The organism is Mesorhizobium sp. B2-6-1, from assembly GCF_006440475.1.
GTDB lineage: Bacteria > Pseudomonadota > Alphaproteobacteria > Rhizobiales > Rhizobiaceae > Mesorhizobium.
In genome coordinates, this window is the sequence record NZ_VFUH01000017.1 from 61,824 (window position 1) to 80,237 (window position 18,414).

General features: G+C 60.8%; 16 protein-coding genes. 8 read left to right on the plus strand and 8 right to left on the minus strand.

The genetic code is table 11. The features are described from left to right. Positions 1–58: 58 nt before the first annotated feature. On the minus strand, positions 59–937 hold the full coding sequence (locus FJ443_RS27005; RefSeq protein WP_140523314.1) for a GNAT family N-acetyltransferase: 879 nt from the start codon (positions 935–937) through the stop codon (positions 59–61). Positions 938–1,164: 227 nt separating this feature from the next. On the opposite strand from FJ443_RS27005, the gene argE reads away from it, so the two are divergent. The 5 genes from argE to FJ443_RS27030 all read left to right on the plus strand — a co-directional run bounded on the left by argE (position 1,165) and on the right by FJ443_RS27030 (position 6,370). Further along, complete coding sequence (gene argE / locus FJ443_RS27010) at positions 1,165–2,289, plus strand: acetylornithine deacetylase (RefSeq protein ID WP_140523316.1); 1,125 nt, start codon at positions 1,165–1,167, stop codon at positions 2,287–2,289. A 17-nt stretch (positions 2,290–2,306) separates the two neighbouring features. Then, entirely contained in the window at positions 2,307–3,230 is a 924-nt protein-coding gene (locus FJ443_RS27015; protein ID WP_140523319.1) for a glyoxylate/hydroxypyruvate reductase A, read from the plus strand. 14 nt (positions 3,231–3,244) lie between these two features. Continuing rightward, positions 3,245–3,601 carry a cupin domain-containing protein gene (locus FJ443_RS27020; protein ID WP_140523322.1) on the plus strand — a complete coding sequence of 119 codons (357 nt, stop codon included), beginning with the start codon at positions 3,245–3,247 and terminating at the stop codon, positions 3,599–3,601. A 229-nt stretch (positions 3,602–3,830) separates the two neighbouring features. Then, positions 3,831–4,874: a tartrate dehydrogenase gene (locus FJ443_RS27025; RefSeq protein ID WP_140523325.1), complete on the plus strand. Its 1,044-nt coding sequence runs from the start codon at positions 3,831–3,833 to the stop codon at positions 4,872–4,874. A 20-nt stretch (positions 4,875–4,894) separates the two neighbouring features. Then, positions 4,895–6,370 carry an NAD-dependent succinate-semialdehyde dehydrogenase gene (locus tag FJ443_RS27030; protein WP_140523327.1) on the plus strand — a complete coding sequence of 492 codons (1,476 nt, stop codon included), beginning with the start codon at positions 4,895–4,897 and terminating at the stop codon, positions 6,368–6,370. 147 nt (positions 6,371–6,517) lie between these two features. On the opposite strand, the gene FJ443_RS27035 is transcribed toward FJ443_RS27030, so the two are convergent. Next, the gene (locus FJ443_RS27035; protein WP_140523330.1) at positions 6,518–7,207 is read right to left on the minus strand and encodes a haloacid dehalogenase type II; all 690 of its coding nucleotides are present in this window, start codon (positions 7,205–7,207) and stop codon (positions 6,518–6,520) included. Between the two features lie 321 nt (positions 7,208–7,528). Here FJ443_RS27035 and FJ443_RS27040 point away from each other — a divergent pair, with 321 nt between their 5' ends. Then, complete coding sequence (locus FJ443_RS27040) at positions 7,529–8,368, plus strand: GNAT family N-acetyltransferase (protein WP_140523333.1); 840 nt, start codon at positions 7,529–7,531, stop codon at positions 8,366–8,368. Between the two features lie 13 nt (positions 8,369–8,381). After that, positions 8,382–9,758 (plus strand): aspartate aminotransferase family protein, encoded by a 1,377-nt coding sequence (locus FJ443_RS27045; RefSeq protein WP_140523335.1) that lies wholly within the window; start codon positions 8,382–8,384, stop codon positions 9,756–9,758. A gap of 173 nt (positions 9,759–9,931) precedes the next feature. Here the strand turns inward: FJ443_RS27045 and FJ443_RS27050 are convergent, their stop codons facing one another. The 6 genes from FJ443_RS27050 to FJ443_RS27080 form a co-directional block, all read right to left on the minus strand. Beyond that, a complete protein-coding gene (locus FJ443_RS27050; protein WP_140499549.1) occupies positions 9,932–10,408 on the minus strand; it encodes an Lrp/AsnC family transcriptional regulator in 477 nt (158 codons plus the stop codon). A 10-nt stretch (positions 10,409–10,418) separates the two neighbouring features. Continuing rightward, positions 10,419–11,492: a tartrate dehydrogenase gene (locus tag FJ443_RS27055; RefSeq protein ID WP_140523338.1), complete on the minus strand. Its 1,074-nt coding sequence runs from the start codon at positions 11,490–11,492 to the stop codon at positions 10,419–10,421. Between the two features lie 80 nt (positions 11,493–11,572). Beyond that, on the minus strand, positions 11,573–12,898 hold the full coding sequence (locus FJ443_RS27060; protein WP_140555434.1) for an FAD-binding oxidoreductase: 1,326 nt from the start codon (positions 12,896–12,898) through the stop codon (positions 11,573–11,575). Positions 12,899–13,693: 795 nt separating this feature from the next. Continuing rightward, positions 13,694–14,758, minus strand: coding sequence for a cupin domain-containing protein (locus FJ443_RS27070; RefSeq protein WP_140499543.1), 1,065 nt, complete (start codon positions 14,756–14,758; stop codon positions 13,694–13,696). A 21-nt stretch (positions 14,759–14,779) separates the two neighbouring features. After that, positions 14,780–15,772, minus strand: coding sequence for a 4-hydroxythreonine-4-phosphate dehydrogenase PdxA (gene pdxA / locus FJ443_RS27075; protein WP_140523343.1), 993 nt, complete (start codon positions 15,770–15,772; stop codon positions 14,780–14,782). Continuing rightward, positions 15,769–16,815 carry a four-carbon acid sugar kinase family protein gene (locus FJ443_RS27080; protein WP_140499539.1) on the minus strand — a complete coding sequence of 349 codons (1,047 nt, stop codon included), beginning with the start codon at positions 16,813–16,815 and terminating at the stop codon, positions 15,769–15,771. The genes pdxA and FJ443_RS27080 overlap by 4 nt, the downstream gene beginning before the upstream one ends. Before the next feature lie 73 nt (positions 16,816–16,888). Here FJ443_RS27080 and FJ443_RS27085 point away from each other — a divergent pair, with 73 nt between their 5' ends. Further along, positions 16,889–17,776, plus strand: a complete 888-nt coding sequence (locus tag FJ443_RS27085; RefSeq protein WP_140499537.1) for a LysR family transcriptional regulator — start codon at positions 16,889–16,891, stop codon at positions 17,774–17,776. Positions 17,777–18,414: the final 638 nt, after the last annotated feature.

Here is an 18,414-nt window from a genome sequence, read left to right on the forward strand (position 1 = left end):
TGGAAATGCACTACCACAATCTGCAGTGGCGTCTTTCGGTCGCATTGTGGTGCCGCAGTCAGCTCAATGCGTGGCCAGCCAATCCATAAACCCACGGTCCGTTTTCTTCCCGGTTCAGGAAGCGACGCCCTTTGGACATGGTCGTAACGGTTTCGGCAATGCCAAGGCCGCACTGCTCGAGAAACGCGGCAAACATGCCATCCTTCTCCCGGGTATCGACTCGGGCGAACCGTCCTGCAAGATTTCTCAGATGGACGGCTGTGAGATGGACCGCGTCCAGATCACTGCGCGCGACCATCGGGCCGATCACGTAGCCACGCCCGAACTCGCGACACATGGAGTAGCCGACGATCTCGCCGCCACGGCTCAAAGTGCAGATCGAGGCATCCGCTGAGAGCAATGCGAGCAGCCTCTCGCGGTTTGTTCCAAACGCGCGCGTATCCAGCTCGATGATCTCATTCAGCCTGTCGCTCGGCAGCGTCTGCAATTCACCTTCCAAATCAGCCATGGCCGGGAGTACCAGCGGAACCTCCCCCTGTCGCATATATACGATGGCCTCGGTCGTGAAGCCAAGTGAGACATAGAGAGGATAGGCGACATGGGTGGCGTTGAGCGCCAGATTGCGATCGCCACACTGCTCAAGCACTTGGTCCATAAGCCATCGGCCACCGCCTTGCGCTTGCGTGCGGGGCGTTGTGATCACTACGCCAATGGTGGCGAAATCGTCCCCTTGCGGAAACCACATCGCGCTGCCGAAAACCCGACCAATGCCGTCTACGGCAACAATGCCGCGGCCGGCGCGGCGCAGAATATCCCAGTCCTTTGGCCGATGCGGCCAGCGGACTGAGATCGACAGCGCGTGCAGCAACTCGACGTCAACATCATCGATGTCCCGCGCGACCAGTTCGAAAGACTTCAGGCGCACTGATCTCTGCATTTCAGTCGACCTGCTCCTTATATCCAACTCGCGAGCACGTCCTGTCGTCGCTGACGGTGCCGCAGCCGTCTTTTGCCTTATGATTACACCCGAAAGCCAGCAGGTTTCGCTGGTTCCGGGCCAATATTCGAAATCTTCGGCCAAAGCATAGCTTCATTCGGCACGGAATGCTCTCGCCTGCTGCCACACTTGTCGCATCCAGCGAACTGCGAGTGGAGCGGCGCCCGGTGAATGTCGAAGAAATTCTAGCGACGCTGATCGCGTTCCCCTCGGTCGTGGGCTCGCCCAACGGCGCGATCGTCGACTGGGTGCGTGAATATTGCGAGGCGGCCGGAGCAGAAACGACCGTCCTTTGCGGCCCCGAAGGCGACCGGTCCAACCTGTTTGTCACGATCGGGCCGCGGCGTGCCCGCGGCTACATCTTGTCGGGCCACCTGGATGTCGTGCCGGCCGGTGAGCGGGAATGGAACTCGGATCCCTTTGTTCTGCGCCAAGATGGTGCCAGGCTTCATGGCCGAGGCACCTCCGACATGAAGGGCTTTCTTGCCTGCGTGCTGGCTGCGCTGCCGCGGCTTGCGGCGACGAACTTGCAGCGGCCCATTCATCTCGCATTCTCCTATGACGAGGAGGCGGGTGCCCGTGGTGTGCCGCATCTCATCGCCGCCCTGCCAAGCCTGTGCGAGAAGCCGCTTGGCGCGATTATCGGTGAGCCGAGCCGAATGGAAGCCGTGCGGGGGCACAAAGGCAAGGCGGCCGCGCGGCTCGAGGTGATAGGCAGGTCCGGTCATTCTTCACGGCCCGAGCTGGGACTGAATGCCGTGCATGCAATGTCAGGTCTCGTCACGCAGATCGTGGCCTATGGTCAGACCCTTGCGGATGGGCCGTTCGACACGGATTTCGCGCCTCCATACTCGTCATTGCAGGTTGGTGTCATCGCTGGCGGCCAAGCCGTCAACATCATCCCTGATCGCTGCACCGCCGATATCGAGCTCCGTGCCGTGCCGGGTGTTTCCCCATCATCATTGCTTGAGCCGGTAAAGGCCCAGCTAATCGCTCTCCGTGACAGCGGCTTTGACGTGGCGTGGCATGAGTTGAGCGCGTATCCCGGTCTTTCGCTCCCGCAGAAGAGTGAACTGACAACCCTTCTGGCCGAGTTGACGGGGCAAGAGCCGCTGCCTGCGGTAAGTTACGGCACGGAGGCTGGCCTCTATCAGCAGGCCGGCATCGACGCGATCATCTGCGGTCCCGGCGATATCAGCCGGGCTCATCGTGCCAACGAATATATCGAGATCGGCGAACTTGTTGCCTGCCGGAGCATGATCGAGCGTCTCGGCACGCGCCTAGCCGCATAGCCGGAGAGGGCGGTTTCATGGCTTTTCTTTTCAATTCCGACCCGGTGCGCGCAGCGGTCTTCCGCAAGGTTTTCGCACGCGAGCTCCCGGACGTCGAATTGTTCCACAGCAGCGAATGTGTCGACCCGGAGAAGGTGCGCTACCTCCTGACTTGGACGGCACCAGATGACATCGCGCGCTATCGCAATCTCGAAGTGCTGTTTTCGCTTGGCGCCGGCGTCGACCAGTTCAAGCGTGAGAGCCTGCCTCAGCAGGTGAAGCTGGTGCGCATGGTCGAGGACGGCATCATTCGCATGATGCAGGAATATGTCGTTCTCGGCGTGCTGAGTCTCCACCGGGATATGGTGGCGTATCGTGAACAGCAGAAGCGCCAAGCGTGGCTCGGTCTTGCCGCTCCGCAAGCCGCCGAGCGCCGCGTGGGCTTTCTCGGCCTCGGCATGCTGGCGCAGGCGGCTATCGAGCGATTGCTGCCGTTTCGCTTTCCCCTCGCTGCCTGGAGCCGAAGCAGGAAGGAGATCGACGGCGTCACCTGCTTTTATGGAGCGGATCAGCTTGCCGGTTTCCTCGCGCGCACGGACATTCTCGTTTGCCTGCTGCCGCTGACGGAAGAAACCCGTGGCATCCTCGATGCGGCCCTCTTCTCCCGGCTGCCTGCCGGGGCGAGGCTGCTGCATGTCGGCCGCGGGCCGCAGTTAGACCAAACCGCCCTGCTTCAGGCTCTCGATAGCGGGCACCTTGATGCCGCAATGCTCGATGTCACCGATCCCGAGCCGCTGCCGGACGGCCATCCGCTCTGGCGGCACCCGAAGGTGATGATCACGCCGCACATCGCTTCCGTAACGCAAGCAGATTCCGCGGCGCAATCCGTCGTGGACAATATCCGGCGCCACCGCGCCGGGGAAGAACTGATCGGCCTCGTCGATCGGACACTCGGCTACTAACAGGGAAACATGACATGTCACTTCTGATCACGATCGACACAGATCCAGCCTTCGCGCCGAAGGAGGCATTGCCAACTCCAGAGCGGCTCATTTCGGGCAATCCATCCTTCAAGACGTGGGCGCAGGATGCCTCGAAAGGCGAAAAGGTCCTGACCGGCGTCTGGGAGGCGACGCCCGGCGAGACGCATTCGATCAAGGGCACTACCTGCGAGTTCTGCCACATCGTTTCGGGTCTCGTCGAGATCGAGGAGAAGGGCGGTGAGACCAAGACTTACCGTACCGGAGACAGTTTCGTGATGAAGCCCGGCTTTGTCGGCGTCTGGCGCACGATCGAAACCGTGCGCAAGATCTACGTCAGCGTTTACGACTGAGCTCAACGCTCAAGGTCCGGCCGAATAGCGCGCGCGGCGGTTCCAGAACAATCGACTTTCCAGATTCCGCCCGACGCGATTCGACGCGGTCGGGCGGCTCATTCTCGGCGAAAAATGCGGCGCGCTGTCGACTATTGTTCTGATGAAACCAGGTACGAGATGCCGAATGTCGCTGCAATGTTGAGCAAGCTGCGACCTTCGGTGCCCGTCGGTCTCCAGGAGGACCTCAATGAAGGCTTACACGATAGCGCACATCCCAGGCGACGGCATCGGCAAGGAGGTGACCGAGGCGGGATGGGACGTGCTGCAGGCTGCGGCAAAGCGAGGCGGTTTCGCCCTTGAGAATACAAGGTTCCCATGGTCGTGCGCCTACTACCTGGAAACCGGTGCGATGATGCCCCCAGACGGCGTCGAGATCCTACAGAAATTCGATGCGATCTACCTCGGCGCCGTGGGGTGGCCAGCGAAGGTGGCCGACTCCGTATCGCTTCACGGACTGCTCCTGCCGATCCGCAAAGGATTCACGCAGTATGCCAACATACGGCCGCACAGGCTGTTGCCAGGCGTTCGGGGACCCCTTCGCCGTGATGGTTTCGATATCCTGTGCATCCGCGAGAACACGGAAGGCGAATATTGCGGCGCCGGTGGGCGCATTCATACCGGCACGGCCAATGAGGTCGCGATCGAGACGGCAATCTTCACGCGTGCGGGTGTCGAACGGATCCTTCGCTTCGGATTCGAACAGGCGCGGACGCGCCGCAAACAGCTTGCATCCGTCACCAAATCCAACGCGCAGAGACATTCCATGGTTTTCTGGGATGAGGTCACGCGCGAGGTGGCGAAGGACTACGCCGATGTGGAGGTCTCGCAATACCACGTCGACGCCATTGCCGCCCGCATGGTGCTGGCGCCTGAAAGCCTCGACGTGATCGTCGCCTCCAACCTTTTTGGCGACATCCTCACGGATATTGGAGCGGCCATTCAGGGCGGGCTGGGTTACGCCGCCTCCGCCAATATCAATCCCGATCGCAGCGCGCCTTCGATGTTCGAGCCGGTCCATGGTTCGGCACCCGATATCGCAAATCTCGGTATCGCCAATCCGATCGCCGCGATCTGGTCCGGCGCCATGATGCTCGGGCATCTGGGCGAGCGGCAGGCGGCAGCCGAAGTGATGTCGGCAATCGAGTCCGCAACCGCACGCGGGATAGGCACGATTGCAGGCAAGGACAGGACTGAAGCAATCACGCAGGCCGTGCTGGCCGGATTAAGCTGAAAGAGCAGAGGAAAAGAACCATGAACGCAATAACGAAGATTGGTTTCCTGAAGGATGCGGACCTGTTTCGCCAGCGGGGACTCATTGGCGATGTCTGGCAGCATGCGCACAGCAACGCGACTGTCGATGTGATCGATCCGGCCAGTTTGGAAGTGCTTGGAACCGTACCCGACATGGGCCGGGATGAGACAAGGGCTGCAATAGATGCAGCGCAGGCAGCGTTCAAGGACTGGAAAGCCAGGACCCATGCCGAACGCGGAGCGCTTCTGGAACGCTGGCACAGCCTGATACGGGAAAATGAAGAGGACCTGGCGTTGCTGCTGACGCTGGAACAGGGCAAGCCTCTGGCGGAGGCACGCGGTGAAATCCGCTATGGCGCCTCCTTCGTGAAATGGTTCGCCGAAGAAGCACGCCGGATCGGTGGCTCGACCATTCCGTCGCCAACGCCCGACCGCCGCATTCTGGTGCTGAAGGAGGCCGTCGGCGTCTGTGCCATCGTCACGCCATGGAATTTCCCCAACGCGATGATCACGCGCAAGGTGGCGCCGGCGCTGGCCGCGGGTTGTACGGTTGTCATTAAGCCGTCGGAATTCACGCCATTCTCGGCGCTGGCGCTCGGCGTTCTGGCGGAACGGGCAGGTATTCCGGCCGGGGTGATCAACATTGTCACCGGCATGCCCACCGAAATCGGCAACGAACTGATGGCCAACGAGACGGTGCGCAAGATCTCGTTCACCGGCTCGACCCGCGTAGGAGCGCTGCTCATGCGTGGCGCGGCCGATAGCATCAAGCGGCTCAGCCTCGAGCTCGGCGGCAACGCGCCCTTTATCGTGTTTGACGACGCCGATCTGGGCAACGCAGTCGAGGGGGTGATCGCATCCAAGTTCCGCAATGGGGGTCAAACCTGCGTTTGCGCGAACCGGATTCTCGTGCAGGCGGGCGTTTACGAGGCTTTCGCAGAAAAGCTGAGCCAGCGCGTATCGCGAATGAAGGTTGGCGCAGGGACCGATGACGGCACTGAGATCGGCCCGATGATCAATTCGGCCGCGATCGACAAGATCGAGCGTCACATCGCGGATGCACAGGCGAAAGGCGCGCGGATCATCGCCCAGAGCGAGACGGTGCCGGACGGCAAGCAATATGCACGGCCCGTCGTGCTGGGACAGGCTACGACCGATATGCTGCTGGCATCGGAAGAGACGTTCGGCCCGGTGGCGCCGCTTTTTCGCTTCGAGACGGAGGAAGAGGCTATCGCGATCGCGAACGGTACGCCATTTGGCCTTGCTGCCTATTTCTATACGGAGAACCTCAAGCGCTCGTGGCGTGTGGCCGAGGCGCTGGAGTTCGGCATGGTCGGGCTCAACACCGGCCTCATCTCGACCGAGGTTGCGCCTTTCGGCGGTGTCAAGCAGTCAGGAGTGGGCCGCGAAGGATCGCAGCTTGGCATCGAGGAATATCTCGAGGTCAAGACCCTTCATGTTGGCGGGCTTAACTAGGAAGTAGGTGGAAACACCTGCAGCTTCCAAAGTGTTGGAACAACAAGAAAGGGGCGGTGAAAACCGCCCCTTTCTCCGTATTGCGACCGGTGATCATTAACGAGGTGGGGAGCGCCGCAGCTTGGCGACTGCACTGGCAACAGACGTTCAGGCGAATTCACGAACGGGCTCCAGCCCGACGGCGCCGGCCAGACCGCCGATGTCCTTGATCTCGGTGTATTCGTAGAAGGGGTTCGCGGGCTCGTGGCCGCGATTCACCCAGACCTTGCTCTTGATGCCAAGATCATAGGCGGTCATGAGATCGTAGCGGAACGAGGACGACACATGCGTAATGTCTTCCGGGCCGCAGCCGAGCTTGTCGAACATGTGCTCGAAGCCCTTCATATGCGGCTTGTAGGCGCCGGTCTCCTCGGCCGTGATGACCATGTGGAAAGGTGCGCCGAGTTTCTCCACGTTCGACATGATCAGGCTCTTCATGGAGTTCGACAGGATCACCAGCGGAATCTCCTTGGCGACCTTGGCCAGCCCCGCCGGTACATCCGGGTGCGGACCCCATGTCGGTATTTCCGCATAGATGCGCTGGGCGTCCTCAGGCCGGAACGTCACATTGTTGCGCTTGCAGGCGCGCTCCACGGAATTGTGCACGACCTCGCTATAAGGCTTCCAGGCGCCAAGAACCTCATCGAGACGATAGGCCGAGAAGTCCTTGATGAACTGCGCCGTCACGGTTGCGGATAGTCGCGCGCCATAAACGCGTCGCGCCGCGCCGGCCATGTCGAAGTTGGTCAGCGTGCCATAGCAGTCGAAAGTGATGTATTTCGGTCTGAACTGGGTCATGGGCGTCGATCCTTCCAATCTTTCGGCACTGCGTGCCTTTAACAGCGAGGATCATAATGAGAGCCGAACAAGACGAGTCGCCGCATTCGATGCGCCCCGAAGCAGATTGTTTCGTATCGCGGTAGAGCCTTGGCAGAGAGTTGCGCCCGAGACCGTTTCGGTCTGCGAGGGGAGCGCGATCGGCCCGCTGTCCGTCCGCATAACATGCGGCGCCGGCGGCAAAGGAAAGTCAAAACACCTATCGCTCAGCTCCTGGTCGGAAGGAACTGCTGTCTGCGGCAGCCTACCTTGAGCTCAGAGAATTCAGGCCCGGACTGAACCATGACCACGCAGCAAATTACGCTGGAAACGATGACATTCGCGCATCTGAGGGATGCTCTCGAATTGTCACGTCATGTTGAATGGCCGCACCGTCGTGAAGACTGGGAACTGATGCAATCGCTCAGCCAAGGCGTCGTTGTCCAGGAGGAAGGACGCGTGGTGGGGACGATCTTGATGACGCCCTATGGCGACGATGCCGCCACCGTCAACATGGTCATTGTCGATGCCGCAATGCGTGGTCGCGGGCTCGGTCGCAAGCTGATGGAGGAGGCGCTTGCCAAGGCAGGCGGGCGCACCTGCTATTTGGTGGCGACGCAGGAAGGGCTCGCGCTCTACGAGAAGCTGGGATTCGTCGCGACCGGCAAGATCGTGCAACACCAGGGCCTGGCGCCGTCTGTAGACGCACCGGCACATGTGTCATGGGGCAAGGACGGCGACCACGCGCGCCTTGTTGCTCTGGATCGCGCGGCGTTTGGTCATGACCGGTCGGCGCTCATGCGCTCGTTGCGCGAGCGCGCGAAGTTCGCCGTCGTTCGCGATGAAGGCAATGTTCAGGCGTTTGCCGCAGTTCGTCGGTTTGGCCGAGGGCTGGTGATTGGGCCGGTGGTGGGGAGGAAGCTTCACGAAGCGAGATGCCTGATCGACTTCCTGCTGGCCGACAGTGCGGGCGAGTTTGTCCGTATCGACACCGACGAATCCACGGCTCTCGGCGAGTGGCTCACCCGTCGCGGGCTGGCCCACGTCGGCGGTGGCATCACGATGCGACGAACCGCAGACGAGCCGAAGGTCGAAATCAGGTCACACCAAACTTATGCGCTCGTTAGTCAGGCGCTAGGCTGAATCGGAGGAAGAAATGCTGGCCAACTCATTGATCGAACTCGATCGTGCACATCTGGTTCACCCATTTTCAAGCTATCGGAGCCATGAAGAGACGGGCGTGCGGGTGCTCAAATCCGCCAAGGGCGCAACGGTGACCGAGGCAAGCGGGAAAACCTTGCTGGACGGGTTCGCGGGTCTCTGGTGTGTCAACATCGGATACGGGCAAGAAAGCGTCGTCGAAGCAGCGGCGAAGCAGCTAAGAGAGCTTCCTTATGCGACAGGATATTTCGGGCTAGGATCTGAGCCCGCCATTCGTCTCGCAGCGCGCCTTGCCGAACTGGCGCCTGGCGATCTGAACTATGTCTATTTCACGCTGGGCGGTTCCGACGCGATTGACAGCACGATCCGTTTCGTTCGCTATTACTACCATGCCAAGGGGACGCCGCGAAAAGACCAGTTTATCTCGGTCGAGTATGGCTACCATGGATCCTCTACGGTTGGCGCAGGTCTGACCGCGCTTCCGGCTTTCCATGCTGGCTTCGGCGTGCCTTACGACTGGCAGCACAAGATACCTTCGCACTACGCCTATCGCAATCCGGTCGGTTCCGACCCGCAGGCGATCATCAACGCATCGGTCGCGGCACTGCGGGACAAGATCGCCGAACTGGGTGCTGATCGCGTCGCGGCCTTCTACGCCGAACCCATCCAGGGTTCGGGCGGTGTCCTGGTTCCACCGGCAGGCTGGCTGAAGGCACTGCACGCCGTGTGCAAAGAACACGACGTCTTGTTCGTTGCCGACGAAGTCATCACCGCCTTCGGCCGCACCGGGCCCCTGTTCGCATGTGAGGAAGACGAGGTCGTGCCGGATTTGATGACCACGGCAAAAGGACTGACGTCGGGCTACGTGCCGATGGGCGCCGTCTTCATGACCGACCATGTTTACAATACGATCGCGGACGGGGCCGGCAAAACGGCTGTCGGCCACGGCTATACCTACTCAGCCCATCCGGTGAGCGCGGCGGTCGGGCTGGAATGCCTGCGTCTCTATGAAGATGGCTTGCTCGAGAACGGCCGGAAGGCCGGGAGGCGCCTGATGAAGGGCCTCCGCTCGCTCGCCGATCACCCGCTGGTTGGCGATATTCGCGGTCGCGGCATGCTGGCCGCGGTCGAACTGGTGACCGACAAGGCGCGCAAAACGCCGCTGCCGGCGGCGGCAGATCCGGGACGCCGCATCTTCGACCGCGCTTGGGAGAATGGCCTTGTCATTCGCGCCTTCAACAGCGGCATTCTCGGCTTTGCACCACCGCTCTGCTGCACGGACGACGAAATCGATGGTATCCTGGAACGCACCCGGATGACGCTGGATCAAACCCTCGAAGACAAGGATGTGCGGGCGGCGATGAAGGGCTGATCCTCGCCATCGCCGGAGCTCCCCCGTCCAGGCGGCAGACGCCGAGCGGGGACGAAGCAAACCCTCAGGGTGGTGCCGCATTCCGCCAGGTGCCAAGCAAGTTGCAGCTATGGGACCTCAGCAGAAGAAAACACCGGCGCGCGCTCCAGGTGTTCAGACCGCGGAGCGGCTTTTCATTTGTCGAAAATGACATCGAGAGGCAAATGGGATTTTACGATCGGTGACTTCAGCACGACGAAGCTGAAATATTTGTCGATCCCGATATCCAGTTCGAGCATGCGCTCCATGATCGTCTGATACTCGCTTATGCCCGCTGTGACGAACTTCACAAGATAATCATACCCGCCCGAAATCAGATGGCATTCGATGACGGAATCCACTTTCTGAACGGCTGTGAGAAACCTCGCGAAGTCGTTTTGTTGATGGTGCTTGAGCGTGACCTCGGTGAAGATCGTTAGAGTCTGTCCGAGCTTGGACACATCGATCTGGGCGGAATAGCCGGTAATGAAGCCTTCCGCCTGAAGCTTTTTCACCCGCATCAGGCAAGGGCTCGGCGAGAGGTTGACCAGGTCGGCAAGCTCGACGTTGGTGACCCGCCCGTTCTTTTGCAGTTGGGATAAGATCTTGATGTCGATCTTGTCGAGCTTCATCGCAAACCTGTCACACGTTCGAACTGCGGATCGTCCGGCAGACGGCGTCCGTCACGTCCTGCGTGGTCGCTGTGCCACCCACGTCCGGCGTCAGCACGCCCTCACTGGTCACTGTTTCCACTGCGCTCATCAACCGGACGGAGGCTGCGCTTTCGCCCAGATGTTCGAGCATCTGGGCAGCGGTCCAGAAGGTGGCGACCGGGTTGGCAATACCTTTGCCGGCGATGTCGAAGGCCGATCCGTGAATTGGCTCGAACATCGAGGGGTAGCGCCGCTCGGGATCAATGTTGGCGGTCGGTGCAACGCCGAGACTGCCCGCCAGCGCGCCCGCAAGGTCCGACAAAATGTCGGCGTGAAGATTGGTGGCGACGATCGTATCGAGGCTGCGAGGTTTGAGTGTCATACGCACCGTCATAGCATCAACCAGCATCTTGTCCCACGAGACGTCTGGGAACTCTTGCGCCACCTCGGCTGCGATTTCATCCCACATTACCATGCCGTGACGCTGCGCGTTGGATTTCGTAACCACAGTCAGGAGCTTTCGCGGCCGTGACCGCGCCAGCCGGAATGCATAGCGCATGATGCGCGTGACCCCGACGCGCGTGAAGATCGCGACTTCGGTTCCGACCTCCTCTGGGAGGCCGCGGTGGGCACGGCCGCCATGGCCGGAATACTCACCCTCCGAATTCTCCCGCACGATCACCCAATCCAGATCGCCGGGGCCAACGCCCGCCAGCGGCGAAACGATGCCCGGCAATATCCTGGTCGGCCGCACATTCGCGTATTGATCAAAGCCTTGGCAGATCGGCAGCCGGAGACCCCAAAGCGTGATGTCGTCGGGCACATCGGGAGCGCCGACCGCACCAAAGAAGATGGCATCGAAGCGCTTCAGTTGCGCCACTCCATCTTCGGGCATCATCCGGCCATTGGCCTTGTAGTAGTCCGAGCCCCAGTCGAAGTGCTGGACGCGCAGCTTGAAGTCGCCGCAGCGCTGCTGCAGCGCCTCAAGCGCCTGGAGACCGGCGGCGATCACCTCCGGGCCGATCCCGTCGGCAGGAATGGCGGCAATCTCGTATTCGCGCATCGTCACTTCCCTGTTTTCAGCACGGCTGCTCGCAGCCTTAATCTCGTGTGCGACCGATTGTTACCTGTAAGTTGATCTTCTCAGAATTCAGCGACCTTGCCCCACGCAGCGGTCTTCAGGCGTTCGGGCCTATAAGGACGCGGGTCGACAATAGGCTCGCTGCCTGTAATGATGTCGGCGATCATATGCCCCGCGCCGGGGCCAATGCCGAAGCCGTGACCACTGAATCCCGCCGCCAGGATGAAGCCCGGAATCCCCTCCACTTCACCGATCGCGGGAATGCCGTCGGGTGTACTGTCGATATAGCCCGCCCAGGCATCGGAGATTGCGACGCGCTGGAGTTCGGGGATCAATTCACAGGCTCTTCGATATGTCAGTCGAATCTGTCCCATGTCGGGCTTCGGGTCGAGAATCCGGTTCCGTTCCATTGGCGTAATATCGTCAAGGCCCCATTTGCGCAGGCTTTCATGGCCTTGGCGCCAGCCCTCGAAGGCGCCCGGGGCGAGATTGCGCCAGCGGCGGGCGAACATCGGGATAAACTCGCGGCTGAACCTGAACTGCTGCGGCGTTGGATCGACGCGAGCCCGCCCGCTGATAGCCAGCGTGTATCCACCGTTGCTGCGCCGCGTCAGCGAGACGCTCGCTGTATGCAGGGCATCGGGCAGGCCGCTTGCGCCTGGCGCCACGGCTAGAATGGATTGACGCACGGCAGCTTGCGGGAAGCGCATACCAAGCTGGTTGCAGAAGGAGGAAGCCCACGCGCCTCCGGACATGACCGCGGTCTTCGTACGGATGGTTCCCGCTTCCGTAACGACGCCACTGACCCTGCCAGCGCTCAACTCCAGCCCGCGCGCCGCGCAATGCTGATGGACGGTACCGCCGGCCGCCATGATACCGCGGGCGGCAACCGGCACTGCCTTGGACGGATCCGCCGTTCCGTCAGTCGGTGAGAAAACGCCGCCCTTCCACTTGCGTCCGGTCACCTTGCCCTTCTCGGTGGCTTCCTCCGCGCTCAGCACATGCGTCGTAACGCCCACTGTCCCGGCGAAGTCACGCCACTTCGCCCAGCCCGCCAGCTCATTTTCGTCTTGTGAGAGATAGAGGAGCCCGCACCGGCGAAATCCAGTGTTCTCGCCAGTCTCCTGTGCCACCTTCTCCCAGAGATCGAGGCTCTTGGTCGCCATCGGCAGCTCGCGCGCATCACGGTTCTGCTGGCGGCACCAGCCCCAGTTTCGACTGGACTGCTCGGCGGCCACCCGCCCTTTCTCGACCAGGGCGACGCTGAAGCCGCGGCGTGCGAGATAATACGCCGTGAACACGCCCACGACGCCGCCGCCGATCACGACGACGTCCGCCTCGCGGGGCAGGGAAGGGCTGCACTCGATGTGCATTAGCGGCGCGGGCATCTACGGGACTCCGGTTACTCTGAAGCATTCTAACCCGCGCCGAGAATAGACAGGCTGCGGAGTTGTGTGCCTGGACGGAATATCCTGCGGTTAGTGAGCCTTAGGACATGCAAATTATTGCGTGAAAAGCTCGCTGGCGTCCCACCTCACAGAGGGGAGGTAGGCTGAAGCCTCAAAGCCATCTCGTGTGAAGGGGCGTCGATTGCGTAAGCGGCCTATGGGGTCGAATCCCACGTGCCCGCATGGCAATCCGCGCCGTCGCTGGAGAAGACGTTGTCGCTGCGGCATTGCGGGGCCGGGCCAAGCAAGGCCTCGGCCGGTAGCGAAGCAGACGGCTTGATGTCGGCGTCGGCGAACAGTTGGACAAGGCCGGGCTTCGTCGGTTTGTCGCAAGCGGCTGCGCAGAACGAAAACCGCACGCCTGATCCGCTCTGGATCCGAAGCGCGGTGCCACATCCGATGACAACGCCCGCTTGCGGCCCGAGCACCAGCGGGCCGTCCCGGTCGCCGTGGGGATCAGCTCTCCTTCCACCACGACGATGGTTTCGATGTGGGGGAAGCTTGCGACTTCGAGCTCACCAATAAAGCTGGTTCGGCCCACGATCATCGAGTCCGGTCCTTCCCAGGCGATTTCGCGATGCCCCACCAAGGGGTCGTCCTTGCCGAACGCTGCCCTGCGGAAAGAGCTTGCAACGGGTGCGCCGTCGGCGCGATGCAGCACTATAGCCACGGTCATGATTGCTCTTGCGCCTTGCGTCATGATTTCACTGAAACCTAGCAGTCGGTTCCGTCGTGCTAAGCAGTCAACTGGGATCGCTCAGAGTGTGCGAGATCAGTTCCCGCGGGTGGGTAGCAGGGTAGAGCGGTTGACGTTGCCAGCAACACTTCACATCCTTCCTCGCCCAAGGCCACCGCACTGTGCTCAACGCCATATGGAACGACGATGAACTCTCCGGGTTCGATGATCTCTTCACGGTCACGAAATTTCATGAGCAGGCGTCCCCGGTGAACGAAGAACAGCTGATCGTCGTGCTGCCGAAATGACCAGTTAGAGCTTCCCTTGAACAGGGCGACCTGGATTTGCATGTTGTTGACATGCACCTCGACTTTAGGCTCCCAAGGCGCGTGCAGCCCGGCAAACTCAATTGACAAATTCTTCTTGTGAATTGGCGAAAGGTGCTTGTTCAGGGCAGCGACGTCGCGAATGATCGCGGTGAGTTGGCTTGGTAGGTCATTCCCATTGGCCGGGTACTTGCCATCCAAAGCCGCAGTCCCAATCGTAAAACCAGCTGCGCCTGCGCTTTGGACGACTGCGATTCGTTCAGGGGTGTCGATCGAACCTGCAATGTAGACAGGCTTGGTGACCGCAGCGCAGACAGCCTTCATCAACTCGGGCACGTTCTGCGCCGAACGGTATGCCAGCAGGTCCAGGCCATGCACTCCATCGCGCCCTGCAATCGTCTTGGCACTTTCGACAATTTCGTCGATGGCGCCTTCAAGCACGCTCGGATGACCGGCAATCCGACCCGGAAACGGGAAGTACTGGATGCCGGTGTCCCTGAGGATCGGCAGCACATCGTCGACCCGCGTGCCACCAAGAAGAACGTCAACGCCGATTGCGGCAGCTGCCTTTGCCGAAGCAATTTCGCTTTCGCGGTCCAGTGACACGACTTCCAGATAGGAAGTTGCACCGCCCGTCCTGATGGCTGCATTGAGGCCTTTCAGCTGCTCGATCGGCACGCCGATGTCTTTGAACCCGATGTGCCGCACGCCAAAGCTGAGCGCGGTTTGAAGTTGCTGCGACGCGTCCGGAACCGTGCGGTCATTGCGCGTAAGCATGAAGATAAAGCGTAACCCCATCGGTGGTGGTTCCTTTCGAATCTAGTTCGTTTTGGTTCGCGCCGCTACCAGCCGCTTGGCGTAGGCAAGCGCCGTTTCCAAGCTGGCCTGGTCTGCAATCCCCCGGCCCGCGATGTCGAAGGCCGTGCCATGATCTGGGCTGGTGCGGACGAACGGCAGGCCAAGCGTGATGTTCACGCCCTTTTCCAGCCCGAGATACTTCACAGGGATCAGCCCTTGATCGTGGTATTGTGCCACCACAACATCGAATCGGCCTTGACGTGCTTGCATGAAGACGGTGTCGCCCGGATAAGGGCCAGTGGCGTCGATGCCCTCGGCTCGGGCCGCGTCGATTGCAGGTTGTATGATCCGGATTTCCTCGTCCCCGAAGAGGCCGCCTTCACCTGCGTGCGGATTGAGACCTGCTACGGCGACACGCGGGATCGCGAAGCCGAGAGCTTTTCCACCGTCGTGGGCGAGCCGAATGGCGGATAGCTGAGCGTCGAAATCGCCCTGTTCGATCGCCTTGCTCAGCGACGTGTGGATCGTGACGAGCACCGTGCGGATGTCATCGTTCGCAAGCATCATCGCCACGCGCTTGGCGCAGCCGTAGTCGGCCAGAATTTCGGTATGGCCGGGGTAGCGGATTCCCGCGCTGGCCATCGCCTCTTTATTGATCGGGGCCGTGACGATGCCGCTCACTTGTCCGGACTTCGCTGCTGCGATCGCTGCAACGATGGCGTCGAAGGCCGCCTGCCCGGAGATCGCGCTGATACGCCCGATTGGTGGGGACCCGGTAATGCGGGTGGTTTCGATAACTTCAATTCGCCGCGGCTCGAATTGAGCTGCATCGGCAGCGTTGATGCGTCGCACCTCGATGTTCAACCCGAGCCGGCGTACAATATCCTGCATGACAACATAGCTGCCGAACACGACGACGCGTTCGCCGCCCTTCGCAAGCACCTTCGCCACGATCTCCGGTCCAATGCCGGAGGCGTCGCCCATCGTGAGAGCAAGCGGGGGAATGTTCTTCATTGGGTTGCTCCACGTATCCGCGCGACGGCGCGCGTCAGGGCGTCGTCACTGCCAAAGCCACCGGCCTTCATCGCGAACAGGAGCGAGCGCCCATCGCCAAGCCTGGCGAGACCAAGTGGGAATCCGGGATCGAGTTCTTGCAGGATCTCGAACTCACGGACGTTGAGAAGATCCAGGATCGCGTCCATCGTGTCGCCGCCGGTGGCGATCAAAGCGCCGAAGCGTGGGCTTTGAAGCTCTTGCGCTGCGTCTTGTGCGATACGGCGCAGCACCGCTGCCGAGTCCGCCTCGCGCGCCCTTGGTCCGCGCAGCAGCATCACGCCCCTGACCTCCTGGAGTTGGTCTGCCTGCTGATGACTGCGCAAATTTGCGCTCCCAATGACGACCAAGACATCGCTACTGATGCCATCGAGCAATGGCGGTGGGGTCTTCGCTTGCACAAAACGCCGCGATAGGGCTGCAGCCATTCCGGGAGAACCAACCCAAAGGACCGACTCTGGATCCTCGATGGAAGCAATCTGCGAATCGAGTTCTTCCTGCGTTTCTGCATCAAGCAGCCTGACATTCTTGATGCAGTTGGGGACCAGGTCGACTAGCGCGGAATGCCGCACGGGATGCACGGGGTCATGGCTATACGCACTTTCCGACACCGGGATGCCGTCAACGAACTGAATGCCCCTCACTGTCGTACGTCCGGCCTGGGGGAACGCCGGCGCGAAGAGCAGCGATTTGCGGCCGCTCGCCGCAAAACATGCTTCAAGCTCCTCCGTTATGTGGCCGCGTAGAGTGGAGTCCACCGTTTTATAGAGCACGGCACGGCTGGCAAGTCGTGCGGTCAATCGAGCGACCGCCTCGAACGCTTGCGACGAAGTAGCAGACCGCGAACCGCTATCGACTGCGATTACCGCTGCCGCTTGGTTCGGAAGCTGGCGTCTGCCGATCGATGCAGTCAAGCCGCGGGCGACGAAAGGTGCTGCGCCATCTGCCGCGCTGGTGAGGTCATCGGCGAGGACCGCTATGCTGGGTTGATGATGGGTGCGCATGCATCAATTAACAAAACGTCGCCAAGTATGAATAGCGATAGTTTCTGACGAAATCGGTGATAGATTGTCACTGATGGATCGCTCGGACATACCTTCGCTCGACGACCTGCGAGCGTTCGAAGCAACAGCGCGGCTGGGTTCGGTCCGGCTTGCAGCAGACTCGCTTGCGCTCACGCACGGCGCCGTGAGTCGCCGTATCACCAAACTCGCCCATGACATCGGGGTCAGGTTGTTTGAAAAGAATGGGCGAGGCCTGCGGCTCACCCCGGCTGGCGAGACACTCAACCTGACTCTCGGGAAGTTCTTCGGTGAGTTGGCCACCACAGTGCAAAGCCTGCGTACCGCCAATGCCGGGAAGAATGCCCTTGTGCTCTCCTGCGAGCCTTCAGTTGCCATGCGTTGGCTTATTCCGCGCCTGGCGGCGCTTCAAGTGGCGCATCCGAACATGGCCCTCCACCTCTCCGTGGGTGGTGGGCTTGTGGAATTTCGCAAGAAACAGGTCGATCTCGCTATTCGACGGCTGGACTTCGCTGTGCCCGAGACATGGAACGTCCGGACCCTTTTCCCCGAAACGGTTGGGCCCGTTATGAGGCCGGAAGTGGTGCCAGCGTTCGAACGTGGCGACTATCTCGCTCTCGGGTCGAAGACTCGACCTGACGCGTGGGCGCAATGGCTGAAGACCCATCCGTCGGCGCGTCGACCCACAGAAATGCGATACTACGACAATCACGCGCTGATCGTCGAGGCAGCGTCCGCAGGCTTGGGTGTAGCCCTCAGTCCGCTCGTACTCGCGGTTGACGATGTGGAACGAGGAAGCCTGGCGGCGCCTGCTGGCTTTGACCCCGACGGCAGTCAATATGGGTTGATATGGTTGGGGTCGAGTGAACTGCAAGGTGTGGAGTTTGAACTCGCAGAGTGGCTCCAAGCGCAGTTCAGCGGCCTGAGCCCCCAGCACCTTTGAAAGAGCGCCCTGCGAGCTTCGCCTAGCTGAATGTGGTCGACCGGCATCGAAAAGCAGCAACCGAGCATTGATAGGCCGGGTAGAGTTTCTCGATGAGCGGCACAGTTTGCCGTGCTTGGTTCCGCACTACCATTTTACAGGCATCCTGATGAGGCATCGCATGGGCGCATCACGGGCTTCGTACAGGTGACGCCGGTTACTACCTACCTTCAACGCCTGGATGGGTGCCAATCCATTTCAAATGCGGAAAATCCCGGCGCGGCGGATCGTGCAAATTCCTGTGACAAGGAATGCCGTGCCCGCCTTGGACAGGTCGGCACGGCGGCTGGCCTCATTGCTCATTCATTTTTGGGGCAATCACTCTCAGACTCTCACCTATCCCACGCTATCATCATCAGGCCAAACAGAGTGAAATGCCAATTCGGACGCTCTTTTCAGAAGTTCGTGCTGCTCGCGGGCCAAGTTTCGATGACTCTGCGGAAACAGAACAGTCAAACTGGCTGAAAGAACGGAGCCAACCTCTTTATGGCGGGCAGGCTCCAGAGGACATCCGATAAGGCACAGTTTGCCCCATCGGTGAGTTCTCCAAGAAAAGGGAACACAGTTCGGTACACGGCCGGATTTTCATAAGGGAGTGG

Bases quoted from the DNA above. Each gene is read 5' to 3' on its own strand.
- FJ443_RS27040 (WP_140523333.1), top strand. From the start codon at position 7,529: ATGACCACGCAGCAAATTACGCTGGAAACGATGACATTCGCGCATCTG.
- FJ443_RS27070 (WP_140499543.1), bottom strand. From the start codon at position 14,758: ATGGGGTTACGCTTTATCTTCATGCTTACGCGCAATGACCGCACGGTT.
- FJ443_RS27020 (WP_140523322.1), top strand. From the start codon at position 3,245: ATGTCACTTCTGATCACGATCGACACAGATCCAGCCTTCGCGCCGAAG.
- FJ443_RS27045 (WP_140523335.1), top strand. From the start codon at position 8,382: ATGCTGGCCAACTCATTGATCGAACTCGATCGTGCACATCTGGTTCAC.
- FJ443_RS27080 (WP_140499539.1), bottom strand. From the start codon at position 16,815: ATGCGCACCCATCATCAACCCAGCATAGCGGTCCTCGCCGATGACCTC.
- FJ443_RS27060 (WP_140555434.1), bottom strand. From the start codon at position 12,898: ATGCCCGCGCCGCTAATGCACATCGAGTGCAGCCCTTCCCTGCCCCGC.
- FJ443_RS27085 (WP_140499537.1), top strand. From the start codon at position 16,889: ATGGATCGCTCGGACATACCTTCGCTCGACGACCTGCGAGCGTTCGAA.
- FJ443_RS27030 (WP_140523327.1), top strand. From the start codon at position 4,895: ATGAACGCAATAACGAAGATTGGTTTCCTGAAGGATGCGGACCTGTTT.
- pdxA (WP_140523343.1), bottom strand. From the start codon at position 15,772: ATGAAGAACATTCCCCCGCTTGCTCTCACGATGGGCGACGCCTCCGGC.
- FJ443_RS27050 (WP_140499549.1), bottom strand. From the start codon at position 10,408: ATGAAGCTCGACAAGATCGACATCAAGATCTTATCCCAACTGCAAAAG.
- FJ443_RS27035 (WP_140523330.1), bottom strand. From the start codon at position 7,207: ATGACCCAGTTCAGACCGAAATACATCACTTTCGACTGCTATGGCACG.
- FJ443_RS27015 (WP_140523319.1), top strand. From the start codon at position 2,307: ATGGCTTTTCTTTTCAATTCCGACCCGGTGCGCGCAGCGGTCTTCCGC.
- FJ443_RS27005 (WP_140523314.1), bottom strand. From the start codon at position 937: ATGCAGAGATCAGTGCGCCTGAAGTCTTTCGAACTGGTCGCGCGGGAC.
- FJ443_RS27055 (WP_140523338.1), bottom strand. From the start codon at position 11,492: ATGCGCGAATACGAGATTGCCGCCATTCCTGCCGACGGGATCGGCCCG.
- FJ443_RS27025 (WP_140523325.1), top strand. From the start codon at position 3,831: ATGAAGGCTTACACGATAGCGCACATCCCAGGCGACGGCATCGGCAAG.